At 35.1% G+C, this 14414-nt stretch carries 11 protein-coding genes and 3 tRNA genes; all 14 read left to right on the forward strand.

Going from position 1 to position 14414, the window contains the following annotated elements; translation table 11 throughout:
* The first annotated feature begins 9 nt into the window (after nt 1-9).
* The 14 genes from ACM55I_RS12045 (at nt 10) to ACM55I_RS12110 (ending at nt 14283) form a co-directional block, all read left to right on the forward strand.
* Nucleotides 10-90: transfer RNA gene (locus tag ACM55I_RS12045), tRNA-Tyr, on the forward strand.
* Between the two features lie 79 nt (nt 91-169).
* A tRNA-Thr gene (locus ACM55I_RS12050) sits at nt 170-241 on the forward strand.
* 55 nt (nt 242-296) lie between these two features.
* Nucleotides 297-1484 carry an elongation factor Tu gene (gene tuf / locus ACM55I_RS12055; protein WP_416844030.1) on the forward strand — a complete coding sequence of 396 codons (1188 nt, stop codon included), beginning with the start codon at nt 297-299 and terminating at the stop codon, nt 1482-1484.
* 60 nt (nt 1485-1544) lie between these two features.
* Nucleotides 1545-1615 (forward strand) — tRNA-Trp (locus ACM55I_RS12060).
* An 18-nt stretch (nt 1616-1633) separates the two neighbouring features.
* The gene (gene secE, locus ACM55I_RS12065) at nt 1634-1831 is read left to right on the forward strand and encodes a preprotein translocase subunit SecE (protein ID WP_416847060.1); all 198 of its coding nucleotides are present in this window, start codon (nt 1634-1636) and stop codon (nt 1829-1831) included.
* Nucleotides 1832-1841: 10 nt separating this feature from the next.
* On the forward strand, nt 1842-2393 hold the full coding sequence (nusG, locus tag ACM55I_RS12070) for a transcription termination/antitermination protein NusG (RefSeq protein WP_416847061.1): 552 nt from the start codon (nt 1842-1844) through the stop codon (nt 2391-2393).
* A gap of 68 nt (nt 2394-2461) precedes the next feature.
* Nucleotides 2462-2899, forward strand: coding sequence for a 50S ribosomal protein L11 (gene rplK / locus ACM55I_RS12075; protein WP_035639405.1), 438 nt, complete (start codon nt 2462-2464; stop codon nt 2897-2899).
* 13 nt (nt 2900-2912) lie between these two features.
* Nucleotides 2913-3602, forward strand: coding sequence for a 50S ribosomal protein L1 (gene rplA, locus ACM55I_RS12080; protein WP_416847062.1), 690 nt, complete (start codon nt 2913-2915; stop codon nt 3600-3602).
* A 22-nt stretch (nt 3603-3624) separates the two neighbouring features.
* Nucleotides 3625-4137: a 50S ribosomal protein L10 gene (gene rplJ, locus ACM55I_RS12085; protein ID WP_039109062.1), complete on the forward strand. Its 513-nt coding sequence runs from the start codon at nt 3625-3627 to the stop codon at nt 4135-4137.
* A gap of 92 nt (nt 4138-4229) precedes the next feature.
* Complete coding sequence (gene rplL, locus ACM55I_RS12090) at nt 4230-4598, forward strand: 50S ribosomal protein L7/L12 (protein ID WP_416847063.1); 369 nt, start codon at nt 4230-4232, stop codon at nt 4596-4598.
* Nucleotides 4599-4875: 277 nt separating this feature from the next.
* Nucleotides 4876-8688, forward strand: coding sequence for a DNA-directed RNA polymerase subunit beta (gene rpoB / locus ACM55I_RS12095; RefSeq protein WP_416847064.1), 3813 nt, complete (start codon nt 4876-4878; stop codon nt 8686-8688).
* 300 nt (nt 8689-8988) lie between these two features.
* Nucleotides 8989-13302: a DNA-directed RNA polymerase subunit beta' gene (gene rpoC / locus ACM55I_RS12100; protein ID WP_416847065.1), complete on the forward strand. Its 4314-nt coding sequence runs from the start codon at nt 8989-8991 to the stop codon at nt 13300-13302.
* 9 nt (nt 13303-13311) lie between these two features.
* Nucleotides 13312-13623, forward strand: coding sequence for a DUF3467 domain-containing protein (locus tag ACM55I_RS12105; protein WP_035670440.1), 312 nt, complete (start codon nt 13312-13314; stop codon nt 13621-13623).
* A gap of 297 nt (nt 13624-13920) precedes the next feature.
* Nucleotides 13921-14283, forward strand: a complete 363-nt coding sequence (locus tag ACM55I_RS12110; protein ID WP_416847066.1) for a hypothetical protein — start codon at nt 13921-13923, stop codon at nt 14281-14283.
* Nucleotides 14284-14414: the final 131 nt, after the last annotated feature.

Genomic DNA, 14414 nt, shown 5'->3' on the forward strand with positions numbered 1-14414 from the left:
TCAATAAAAGGGGAGATACTCAAGCGGCCAACGAGGGCAGACTGTAAATCTGCTGTGTAAACTTCGCAGGTTCGAATCCTGCTCTCCCCACAAGAAAGAAATTGAGATTTCAGAATGGAGGTTTAGAGTTTTTAAATCTCGAATCGGAAATCTACAATCAGAATTCTCTGCCGACTTAGCTCAGAGGTAGAGTGCTTCCTTGGTAAGGAAGAGGTCACGGGTTCAATTCCCGTAGTTGGCTCAAGTAAGTAGGAAATTGAAAATTAATATATAACTAAGATTAAAAATTAAGTAAAATGGCAAAGGAAAATTTTAACCGTAACAAGCCCCACTTAAACATTGGAACAATTGGGCATGTGGATCACGGAAAAACGACATTAACTGCGGCAATTACAAAAGTATTGTCTGATGCAGGTTACTGTCAAGCAAAATCATTTGATCAAATTGATAATGCTCCAGAAGAAAAAGAAAGAGGTATTACAATTAATACATCTCACGTTGAGTATGAAACTGCTAATCGTCATTACGCTCACGTTGACTGTCCTGGTCACGCGGATTACGTAAAAAACATGGTTACAGGTGCTGCTCAAATGGATGGTGCTATTCTTGTAGTTGCTGCGACTGATGGACCAATGCCACAAACGCGTGAGCATATCCTTTTAGGACGTCAGGTAGGTATTCCTAGAATGGTTGTATTCATGAACAAAGTGGATATGGTTGATGATGAGGAATTACTTGAATTAGTTGAGATGGAAATCAGAGACTTGTTATCTTTCTACGAATATGATGGAGATAATGGTCCTGTTGTTCAAGGTTCAGCTTTAGGTGGATTGAATAATGATCCAGCTTGGGTACCAAAAATTCTTGAATTGATGGAAGCTGTTGATGCTTGGATCGAAGAGCCAGTAAGAGACGTTGCAAAACCTTTCTTAATGCCTGTTGAAGATGTATTCTCAATCACTGGTCGTGGAACTGTTGCTACAGGTCGTATCGAAACAGGAGTTGCTAATACTGGAGATCCAGTTGAAATCATTGGTATGGGAGCTGAAAAATTAACTTCTACTATTACTGGAGTTGAGATGTTCCGTAAAATCCTTGATAGAGGAGAAGCTGGAGATAACGTAGGTATTCTTTTGAGAGGTATTCAAAAAGAAGACATCAAAAGAGGAATGGTTATTTGTAAGCCAGGTTCAGTTAAACCACACGCTACTTTTAAAGCAGAGGTTTATATCTTGAAAAAAGAAGAAGGTGGTCGTCACACACCATTTCATAATAACTACCGTCCACAGTTTTACGTACGTACAACTGACGTAACAGGTATCATTACTTTGCCTACAGGTGTAGAAATGGTTATGCCTGGGGATAACTTAACTATTGATGTTGTATTGCTTAGTGCAATTGCATTAAATGTTGGTTTACGTTTCGCTATCCGTGAAGGTGGTAGAACAGTAGGTGCAGGTCAGGTAACTGAGATTGTAGCATAATCCTATAAATAAATTATGAAGCCAGTAACTTCTTAGGTTGTTGCTGGCTTTTATTAACAGACGGGCGTAGTTCAAGGGTAGAATAGCGGTCTCCAAAACCGTTGATGGGGGTTCGAATCCCTCCGCCCGTGCAAATAAACTAAATCATAATGACAAAAGTTGTTAATTACATATCAGAAGCATTTGAAGAATTAAAGTCAAATGTAACTTGGCCGGATTGGGCTGAGGTTCAACGTCTAACGATTGTTGTTGCTGTTTTTTCAGTATTATTCGCTTTGGCAACTTGGGGAGTAGATGAAATTTTCGCTAAAGCTTTGGCTGGATTTTTTAACTGGATAAAAGCGTAATTTTTTTGTTATGGCAGATAGTAGTATTAAAAAGTGGTATGTCGTTAGAGCAGTAAGCGGACAAGAAAATAAAGTGAAAGCATATATCGAGACTGAAATCGCAAGATTAGGGATGGGTGATTATGTTTCGCAAGTTCTCGTTCCTACTGAAAAAGTAGTTACTGTAAAAGAAGGAAAAAAAATAATCAAGGATAAAGTTTATTTTCCGGGTTATGTTATGATTGAGGCAAATCTAATAGGGGAAATACCTCATATTATCAAGTCTATAACAAGTGTTATTGGTTTTTTAGGTGAAATTAAAGGTGGTGAGCCTGTACCATTAAGACTTTCTGAAGTAAATAGAATGTTAGGTAAAGTAGATGAGTTAGCTGTTAATACAGATACTCGTTCTATTCCTTTCAATATTGGAGAAACTATTAAGGTTGTTGATGGTCCTTTCAATGGTTTCAATGGAACGGTTGAGAAAATCAATGAAGAAAAGCGTAAACTAGAAGTGATGGTGAAAATTTTCGGAAGAAAAACACCATTGGAGTTGAGTTTTATGCAAGTTGAAAAAGTATAATTTTTTGTTACATCTATAATATCCATTACAATCGCTTCCAATGATTGTAGTGTTAAATTTTTTAAAAAATGGCTAAAGAAATTAGTAAGGTAGTTAAACTACAAGTTAAGGGAGGTGCTGCGAACCCGTCGCCACCGGTTGGACCTGCTTTAGGAGCTGCTGGGGTAAACATCATGGAATTCTGTAAGCAATTTAATGCTAGAACTCAAGATAAACCCGGCAAAATATGCCCAGTACAAATTACTGTGTATAAAGACAAATCATTTGATTTTGTTGTAAAAACTCCTCCTGCTGCTGTCCAGTTATTGGAAGCTGCAAAGCTAAAGTCCGGATCAGGTGAGCCAAATCGTAAAAAAGTAGCTAGCGTTACTTGGGATGTTATCAAAGCAATTGCTGAAGATAAAATGGTAGATTTAAATGCATTCACAATCGAATCTGCTATGAGCATGATCGCTGGAACAGCTAGATCTATGGGTATAACTGTATCAGGAGATTCTCCTTTTTAATTAAGAGAAAGACATGGCAAAATTGACAAAAAAGCAAAAAGAGGCTGCTTCAAAAATTGAAAAGAACAAATTATACTCTTTAAAAGATGCAGCTGCATTGATAAAAGTAATTGCTTCTGCAAAATTTGATGAGTCTGTTGATATCGCAGTTCGATTGGGTGTAGATCCAAGAAAAGCGAATCAAATGGTTAGAGGTGTGGTAACATTACCTCATGGAACTGGTAAAGATGTTAAAGTATTAGCATTAGTTACTCCAGATAAAGAAGCGGAAGCTTTAGCAGCTGGTGCAGACTATGTAGGTCTTGACGATTATTTACAAAAAATCAAAGACGGTTGGACAGATGTTGATGTAATCATCACTATGCCTTCTGTTATGGGTAAATTAGGTCCATTAGGTCGTATTTTAGGACCTAGAGGTTTAATGCCAAACCCTAAAACAGGTACGGTAACTATGGATGTTGCTAAAGCTGTTCAAGAGGTTAAAGCTGGTAAAATTGACTTTAAAGTTGATAAAACTGGTATTGTGCATGCAGGAATTGGTAAAATTTCTTTTGGAAGCGAACAAATCGTTGACAATGCACACGAAATTATTCAAACATTAATCAAACTTAAGCCAACTGCTGCTAAAGGAACATACATCAAAAGTATTTACCTAACTAGCACTATGAGTCCTGCAATTGCTTTGGACCCTAAAGCAGTATAATTGGTAGTTAAAAATTTTTAGTATGACTAGAGAAGAAAAATCAATCGCGATTGAAGTTTTAACTGCACAGTTAGCTGGTACAAACATTGTTTATGTATCTGATATTTCTGGAATGAATGCAGAAACAACTTCAAACTTGAGAAGAGCTTGCTTTAAAGCAGGTATAAAATTAGAAGTGGTTAAAAATACTTTGCTTGCAAAAGCAATGGAAGCTTCAGCTAATGATTATGGAGATTTACCTTCAGTTTTGACTGGTAATAGTGCTATATTCATTTCTGAGATAGCAAACGCTCCTGGTAAAATAATCAAAGATTTCAGAAAAAAATCAGCTAAACCTGTATTAAAAGGAGCTTTTATTAACTCTGAAATTTATATTGGAGATGATCAATTAGATGCATTAGCAACTATTAAATCTAAAGAAGAGCTTATCGGCGAACTTATTGGATTATTGCAGTCACCAGCACAAAGAGTTATTTCTGCTCTTCAAAACCAATTCGCAAAAAGCGAAGAGGCTACAGAAGAAGTGGAAGCATAATGAAAATAGAGTCTTACTCTAATTTTATTACAAAAAACGCGCACAATAAATAAATTATATTTTTTACAAATCATTTTAAAACGATAGAAAAAATGGCAGATTTGAAACAATTCGCAGAACAATTAGTTAACCTAACAGTAAAAGAAGTTAACGAATTAGCAACAATATTAAAAGATGAGTACGGTATCGAACCAGCTGCTGCAGCTGCAGTAGTTTCTGGTGGTGGTGACGCTGCTGTTGAAGACGTTCAAACTGAATTTACAGTTGTATTAAAAGCAGCAGGTGCTTCTAAATTAGCAGTAGTAAAATTAGTTAAAGAACTTACAGGTTTAGGTTTGAAAGAAGCTAAAGATGTAGTTGATAGCGCACCAAGTAATGTAAAAGAAGGTGTTTCTAAAGAAGAAGCTGAAGGGCTTAAAAAATCTTTAGAAGAAGCTGGAGCTGAGGTTGAACTTAAATAGTTAAACTCGGTTTAAAGAATAAGGTTTAGGTCTTGGGTTTAGTCACCCAATGACCTAAACCATTTTTCGTATAACAAAAGTCTGCCTTGTGTAAGTACATAAGAGCCTTTTAAAACAAATTCATTTTACCCATTACGAGGAAAAAAAATTAACAGATAATAAGAAAGTAGTTATCTTAAATTGGTTTTTAAAGATGTAATGGTTGTAAAAGGAACGTATAAATAATCCCTATTTGTACAAAGAAAAATTACTTTTTTAATCAAAATTTTGTCCATTGATGATAACAAATCAGACTGAAAGATTGAATTTTGCCTCTACAAAAAACATTCCTGATTATCCAGATTTTCTAGATGTTCAGGTTAAATCGTTTAAAGATTTTTTTCAATTAGAAACTAAATCTGACGAAAGAGGCGACGAAGGGCTTTACAATACCTTCATGGAAAATTTCCCAATTACTGATACAAGAAATAACTTCGTATTGGAATTCCTTGATTATTTTGTAGATCCACCACGTTACACCATTCAAGAATGTATAGAAAGAGGTCTTACGTATAGTGTGCCTTTAAAAGCAAGGTTAAAACTATATTGTACAGATCCAGAACACGAAGATTTTGAAACAATTGTTCAGGATGTATATCTTGGTACAATTCCTTATATGACACCAAGTGGTACCTTTGTTATTAATGGTGCTGAGCGTGTAGTTGTATCTCAATTACACAGATCACCGGGTGTTTTCTTTGGTCAATCATTCCATGCAAATGGTACAAAATTGTATTCTGCCAGAGTAATTCCTTTTAAAGGATCTTGGATAGAATTTTCTACAGATATTAATAGCGTAATGTATGCTTATATCGATAGAAAGAAAAAATTACCAGTTACCACTCTTTTTAGAGCAATTGGTTTTGAAAGAGATAAAGATATTCTAGAAATTTTTGATCTTGCGGAAGAAATTAAGGTTTCTAAAACAGGTCTTAAAAAATATGTTGGTAGAAAATTAGCTGCTCGTGTATTGAATACATGGCACGAGGATTTTGTAGATGAAGATACTGGTGAAGTAGTTTCTATCGAACGTAACGAAATAATCCTTGATAGAGATACCATTATCGATAAAGATAATGTGGAAGAAATCATCGATTCTAACGTTAAATCAATTTTGTTGCATAAAGAAGATGCTAATCAAGGAGATTATGCCATCATTCACAATACGCTTCAAAAAGATCCAACAAACTCTGAAAAAGAAGCTGTTGAGCATATCTACAGACAATTGCGTAACGCAGAACCGCCTGATGAAGAAACTGCTCGTGGGATTATAGATAAATTATTCTTCTCTGATCAACGTTACAACTTAGGTGAAGTAGGTCGTTATAGAATGAATAAAAAACTAGGTTTAGATATCCCAATGGAAAAGCAAGTGCTTACCAAAGAAGATATCATCACCATTGTAAAATATTTGATCGAATTGATCAACTCTAAAGCAGAGATTGATGATATTGACCATTTATCAAACCGTCGTGTTAGAACAGTTGGAGAACAATTGTCTCAACAATTCGGTGTTGGTTTAGCGCGTATGGCTAGAACTATTAGAGAGCGTATGAACGTTAGAGATAACGAGGTGTTTACGCCAATAGATTTGATTAATGCTAAAACATTATCCTCTGTTATCAACTCTTTCTTTGGAACAAACCAGTTGTCTCAGTTTATGGATCAAACGAATCCACTTGCCGAGATTACACACAAAAGAAGATTATCTGCACTAGGACCAGGTGGACTTTCGAGAGAAAGAGCAGGTTTTGAGGTACGTGACGTTCACTATACGCATTACGGACGTTTATGTCCAATTGAAACTCCTGAGGGACCAAACATTGGTTTGATATCTTCTCTTGGTGTTTATGCTAAAGTAAACGGAATGGGTTTTATCGAAACACCTTACCGTAAAGTAACTAACGGAACTGTAGATTTAGTGTCTACTCCAGTTTACTTAAGCGCAGAAGAAGAAGAAGGAATGATGATTGCTCAGGCAAATATCCAAATGGATGCTACAGGAAAAATTACTGCAGAAGACGTAATTGCACGTCAAGAAGGTGATTTCCCAGTAATTGAACCAACAAGAGTTGATTATACTGATGTTGCTCCAAATCAAATTGCTTCTATTTCAGCTTCTTTGATTCCTTTCTTAGAACATGATGATGCGAATAGAGCCTTGATGGGATCTAACATGATGCGTCAGGCTGTACCATTAATTCGTCCTGAAGCTCCAATTGTTGGAACTGGTTTAGAGCGTCAAGTAGCTTCTGATTCTAGAGTTTTAATTAACGCTGAAGGAGATGGAGTTATTGAATATGTAGATGCTAATATCATCACTATCAAATACGATCGTTCTGAGGAAGAAAGAATGGTAAGTTTTGAGCCTGATGAAAAAACATACAATCTAATTAAATTTAGAAAAACCAATCAAGGAACAAGTATCAACTTGAAACCTATCGTAAGAAAAGGAGACAGAGTGGTTCTTGGACAAGTATTATCTGAAGGATATGCGACTCAAAATGGTGAATTAGCTTTAGGTCGTAACCTAAAAGTTGCCTTTATGCCATGGAAAGGATACAACTTCGAGGATGCGATTGTAATTTCTGAAAAAGTAGTTCGTGACGATATTTTTACCTCTATTCACGTTGATGATTATTCATTAGAAGTTAGAGATACTAAATTAGGTAACGAAGAATTAACGAATGACATACCAAACGTTTCTGAAGAAGCTACTAAAGATTTAGATGAAAATGGTATGATCAGAATTGGTGCCGAGGTTAAACCTGGTGACATTCTTATCGGAAAAATTACTCCAAAAGGGGAATCAGATCCTACTCCGGAAGAAAAATTGCTTCGTGCAATCTTCGGGGATAAAGCAGGTGATGTAAAAGATGCTTCATTGAAAGCATCTCCTTCTTTACATGGTGTTGTTTTAGACAAAAAATTGTTCGCAAGAGCAGTAAAAGATAAACGCAAACGTACACAAGATAAAGATGCTTTAGGCGCTTTAGAAATGGAATTCGAAACTAAATTTGTTGAATTAAAAGACAAATTAGTTGAGAAACTTTTCTTAATCGTTAACGGAAAAACATCTCAAGGTGTAATGAATGATTTGGGTGAAGAAGTTTTACCAAAAGGTAAAAAATACACGCAAAAAATGCTTTATGCAGTTGAAGATTTTGCTCACTTAAGTAAAGGTCAATGGGTTGCTGATGATGCAACTAATAAAATGGTTAATGATTTAATTCATAACTATAAAATTAAATTGAACGATTTACAAGGTGCATTACGTAGAGAGAAATTCACTATTACTGTTGGAGATGAATTGCCAGCAGGAATCTTGAAATTAGCGAAAGTATATATTGCGAAAAAACGTAAACTGAAAGTTGGGGATAAAATGGCGGGGCGTCACGGTAACAAAGGTATTGTTGCTCGTATCGTTCGTCATGAAGATATGCCTTTCCTTGAAGACGGAACGCCAGTTGATATCGTGTTGAACCCACTAGGTGTACCTTCACGTATGAACATTGGTCAGATTTATGAAACAGTTCTTGGTTGGGCAGGACAAAACTTGGGTAGAAAATTTGCTACACCAATTTTTGACGGAGCAACTCTTGATCAAATCAATGAATTGACTGACGAAGCTGGAATACCACGTTTTGGACATACACATTTATATGATGGTGGTACAGGAGAACGTTTCCATCAAGCGGCAACAGTAGGAGTTATCTACATGTTGAAACTTGGACACATGGTTGACGATAAAATGCACGCACGTTCTATAGGTCCATACTCGTTGATCACACAACAACCACTTGGAGGTAAAGCTCAATTTGGAGGTCAACGTTTTGGAGAGATGGAGGTTTGGGCACTTGAAGCTTATGGAGCATCAAGTACACTTAGAGAAATCTTGACTGTGAAGTCTGATGATGTTATCGGTAGAGCAAAAACTTACGAAGCAATCGTTAAGGGTGAATCTATGCCAGAACCAGGATTACCGGAATCATTCAATGTATTAATGCATGAATTGAAAGGTCTTGGACTTGACATTCGTTTAGAAGAATAAATAAATTTTGTCAACTGTAGAGACGCGATTAATCGCGTCTCTACTTTGGCATTTATAGAAGTTTTTAGGATTTATACCCGTAACCCGTTCCGATTTTTTATTTAGACCCAATTGGTTTTATAAATAGCACTTCAAAATTTTTATTTGAAGTTTAGAGAAGTAACTCGAGGAAGTGTTTAAGTCGAAAGTTTCAAAGTCCAAAGTCTAAAGTCATCTGTGACTTTAAAAACTTTATGATATTTGACTTTAGATTAAAACGAAAATCAATTTTTAATTGCAAATAAATCAATAGTAAAAACTATGATGAATAATAGAAATAATAACAATAAAGATAAAAACCCTGTAAAAAGGTTTAATAAAATCTCCATAGGACTTGCTTCTCCTGAATCTATCTTGAAAGAATCAAGAGGTGAAGTATTGAAGCCGGAAACTATCAACTACAGAACGCACAAACCGGAGCGTGATGGTCTTTTCTGTGAACGTATTTTCGGACCAGTAAAAGATTTTGAATGTGCTTGTGGTAAGTATAAAAGAATACGTTACAAAGGGATCATCTGTGACCGTTGTGGTGTAGAAGTTACGGAGAAAAAAGTACGTAGAGATAGAGTAGGTCACATCAATCTTGTTGTGCCAATTGCTCATATCTGGTATTTCCGTTCTCTTCCAAACAAAATTGGTTATATCCTTGGTCTTCCATCTAAGAAATTAGATATGATTATCTACTACGAAAGATACGTAGTTATCCAAGCTGGTATTGCTAAAAATGCAGATGGTGAATCACTGCAAAGATTAGACTTTTTGACAGAAGAAGAATATTTAAATATTTTAGATACGCTTCCTGCTGATAATCAGTACCTTGATGATTTTGATCCTAATAAATTTGTTGCCAAAATGGGAGCGGAGTGTATTATGGATTTATTGGCAAGAATTGATCTTGATGCATTGTCTTACCAATTGAGACATAATGCGAACAATGAAACGTCTAAACAACGTAAAACTGAAGCGTTAAAAAGATTACAAGTAGTTGAATCTTTCCGTGAGTCTAACTTGAACCGTGAGAATCGTCCAGAGTGGATGATTATGAAAGTGGTACCAGTTATTCCACCAGAATTACGTCCGCTTGTGCCACTTGATGGAGGTCGTTTTGCAACTTCAGATTTAAATGATTTATACCGTCGTGTAATTATACGTAACAACCGTTTGAAAAGATTAATGGAGATTAAAGCTCCAGAAGTTATCTTAAGAAACGAAAAACGTATGTTGCAGGAATCTGTAGATTCACTTTTCGATAATACGCGTAAAGCTTCTGCAGTAAAAACAGAATCAAACAGACCATTAAAATCATTATCTGATTCCCTTAAAGGTAAACAAGGACGTTTCCGTCAAAATTTACTTGGAAAACGTGTGGATTATTCTGCTCGTTCGGTAATTGTTGTTGGACCAGAATTGAAATTATCTGAGTGTGGTATCCCTAAAGATATGGCAGCAGAATTATACAAACCTTTCGTTATCCGTAAATTGATAGAAAGAGGAATTGTAAAAACTGTAAAATCAGCTAAGAAAATAATAGATAAGAAAGAGCCTGTAGTTTGGGATATCCTTGAAAATGTAATCAAAGGTCACCCAATATTACTGAATCGTGCTCCTACTTTGCACAGATTAGGTATCCAAGCATTCCAACCAAAATTAATTGAAGGAAAAGCAATCCAATTGCACCCTTTAGTTTGTACTGCATTTAATGCGGATTTTGATGGGGATCAAATGGCAGTTCACTTGCCATTAGGACCAGAAGCTATTTTGGAAGCACAACTATTAATGTTGGGTTCTCACAATATTCTGAATCCTGCAAATGGTGCTCCAATCACGGTACCTTCTCAGGATATGGTTTTGGGTCTATACTATATGACCAAAGAACGTTTATCTACTCCTGAGCTTAAAATTTTAGGAGAAGGAATCACTTTTTACTCTGCTGAAGAAGTAAATATTGCTTTGAATGAAGGCAGATTAGAATTGAATGCTCGTGTGAAAATTAGAGCAAAACATTTTAATGAAGCAGGTGACTTGGTGTTCCAAATCATACAAACTACTGCTGGTCGTGTATTATTTAATGAAGTAGTACCGGAAGCAGCTGGATATATCAATGATGTATTGACTAAGAAAAACCTTAGAGACATTATCGGACACGTTTTAAGTTCTACTGATGTACCTACAACTGCGGCTTTCTTGGATAACATGAAAGATATGGGTTACAAATTTGCCTTTAAAGGTGGATTGTCATTCTCTCTTGGGGATATTAGAATTCCAGATCAAAAACCTAAATTAATTGCAGACGCCAGAGAACAAGTTCAAGGTATTTCGGCTAATTATAACATGGGTCTTATCACTAATAACGAACGTTACAACCAAGTTATTGATGTATGGACTTCAGCGAATGCTCAACTTACAGAGTTAGCAATGAAAAACATTAGAGAAGACCAACAAGGTTTCAACTCGGTGTATATGATGCTTGATTCTGGAGCGAGGGGTTCCAAAGAACAAATTCGTCAGTTAACCGGTATGCGTGGTTTGATGGCTAAGCCTAAAAAATCTACTGCTGGTGGTGGTGAAATTATTGAAAACCCGATTCTTTCTAACTTTAAAGAAGGTCTTTCTATCCTTGAGTACTTTATCTCTACTCACGGTGCGCGTAAAGGTCTTGCGGATACGGCTTTGAAAACGGCCGATGCAGGATATTTAACAAGAAGATTGCATGATGTATCTCAAGATGTTATTGTTAATATCGAAGATTGTGGTACATTAAGAGGTGTTGAAGTATCAGCATTGAAAAAGAATGAGGAAATAGTTGAATCTCTAGGAGAAAGAATTTTAGGACGTGTTGCATTGCAAGACTTAATAAATCCTTTAACTAGTGAGATTTTAGTTAAATCTGGTGAGCAAATTACAGAAGTTATAATGAAAGCAATTGACGCTTCTCCTATCGAGAAAGTGGAAGTTCGTTCACCATTAACTTGTGAAGCGTTGAAAGGTATTTGTGCAAAATGTTACGGTAGAAATTTAGCTACAGGTAAAATGACACAAAGAGGTGAAGCGGTTGGTGTAATTGCAGCACAATCTATTGGAGAACCTGGTACACAGTTGACATTACGTACATTCCACGTTGGTGGGGTTGCGGGTGGTATATCTGAAGAGTCTAGTATTGTTACCAAATTTAACGGTAAACTAGAAATTGAAGATTTAAAAACGGTTAAAGGAGAAGATAGTGAAGGTAATGCAGTTGATATTGTAGTTTCTCGTTCAACTGAATTAAAATTAATCGATGAGAGAACAGGTATCTTATTAAGTACTAATAACATTCCTTACGGTTCTAGTATTTTCGTTAAAGACGGTCAATCTGTTGTTAAAGGAGATGTGATTTGTAAATGGGATCCATATAATGGAGTTATCGTTTCTGAGTTTACTGGTAAAATTGCTTACGAAGATTTAGAGCAAGGTCAATCATTCATGGTTGAAATTGATGAGCAAACTGGTTTCCAAGAAAAAGTAATTTCTGAATCTAGAGCTAAAAAATTAATTCCAACTTTATTGGTTTACGGTAAAGACAATGAATTAATTCGTTCTTATAACTTACCAGTAGGAGCCCACTTGATGGTTGAAAACGGTGAGAAAATTAAAGCAGGTAAAGTATTGGTAAAAATTCCACGTCGTTCTTCTAAATCAGGAGATATTACAGGAGGTTTACCTAGAATTACTGAGTTGTTGGAAGCTCGTAATCCTTCAAACCCAGCTGTTGTTTCTGAAATCGATGGTGTTGTTTCTTTTGGAAAAATCAAAAGAGGTAACCGTGAGATTGTTATCGAATCTAAATTTGGTGATATTAGAAAATACTTGGTTAAATTATCAAGCCAAATTCTAGTTCAAGAAAATGACTTCGTAAGAGCAGGTGTACCTTTATCTGATGGTGCAATTACTCCGGATGATATTTTAAGAATCCAAGGGCCAGCAGCTGTTCAGCAGTATTTGGTAAATGAAATTCAAGAAGTATACCGTTTACAAGGGGTAAAAATCAACGACAAACACTTTGAAGTAGTAATACGTCAAATGATGCGTAAAGTAAGAGTACAAGATCCGGGTGATACTTTATTCTTAGAAGATCAATTGATTCATACTAAAGATTTTATCGTTCAAAATGATAAATTATATGGTATGAAAGTAGTTGAAGATGCTGGAGATTCTAGTGCTTTAAAAGAAGGACAAATTATTACGCCTCGTGAGTTGCGTGATGAAAACTCTCTTTTGAAACGTACAGATAAAAATCTTGTAGTAGCTCGTGATGTTGTTACAGCAACAGCAACACCAGTTTTACAAGGGATTACTAGAGCATCACTTCAAACGAAATCATTTATTTCTGCTGCATCTTTCCAAGAAACTACTAAAGTATTGAATGAAGCTGCTGTTGCGGGTAAAATCGATTACTTAGAAGGATTGAAAGAAAATGTAATTGTAGGACATAGAATCCCTGCAGGAACTGGTATGAGAGAATATGATAATACTATTGTAGGTTCGAAAGAAGATTACAATGATATGATGGCTAATAAAGAGGAATACATTTATTAATAAAAGGATATGAGCAATTCAAATCAACAACAAGAACAAATCAACATTGAGTTGGATGAAAAAACTGCCGAAGGAATTTATTCTAATTTGGCAATAATCAATCATTCATCTTCAGAATTTGTTTTGGATTTTGTAAGTATCATGCCTGGTATTCCTAAAGCTAAGGTAAAATCAAGAATTGTCTTGACACCGCAACATGCCAAAAGATTGTTAAAAGCGATTGGAGAAAATATTCATCGATTTGAAGTCGCTCACGGCGAAATAAAAGATAGTGAACAACCTTCAATACCACTTAATTTTGGCCCTGCAGGACAAGCATAATTCTAAGTTATAGTTAAAAGGCTCCAGAAATGGAGCCTTTTTTTGTCATTTTTTTAATGAAAAACCTTTTTTTAGTATTATAATTCATTTTTTTTTTTTTTTCTTTAAAGTTAAAAAGGAAAATGGTTGATTACCTCATGTTAATGCTGTAAAAATAAACAGAGTTTTTATTCGAATTTTGTCGCTTTGACGAGTATTAAGGCGATTCATCGAAAATATTTTTTATTAGAAATTTAATGGTATAGTTTCGTATCAGAATAAGAGAAACATCTTATTGATTTTAAAAAAAATACACAAATGAATCATTTTTCAAAACATACTAATAATAAAATAAACAACAACTTTTTTATGTTGCTAGTAATTATTTTAGTGTCTAATGTTTCTGTTTTTGGTCAAACTACTGAAAATACTGTAGCAACTAATAATAATACTGAAGTTTTGAATGTAGTAAAACAAGAAAATGTTTCAACAAATACTTCTTCTAATACTATGAATTTTGTACTTTGGTTTATGGGGTCAAAACAAGATCCTAATAGCTCTATTTCAAAAGAAGGAATAAATACAAAAAAACAAATTATGACTTCTGGATTGGCTCCGAATAGATTGTTAATCAAATCATTTTTAAAGAAAGCAGTAAGTTTAGAAAGTACAATAGCCTAAATTTAAATTGATTTCTGTCTAGTCCTGAAAAAACGATACAGGATTAATAAAAAATAAAAGTACAATTTTTAAACAGTAGTAAGCTCCGGTTTACTACTGTTTTTTGTTTTATAGGTTCTCATTTTAATTAT

This window comes from Flavobacterium algoris (assembly GCF_048158525.1).
Lineage (GTDB): Bacteria > Bacteroidota > Bacteroidia > Flavobacteriales > Flavobacteriaceae > Flavobacterium > Flavobacterium algoris.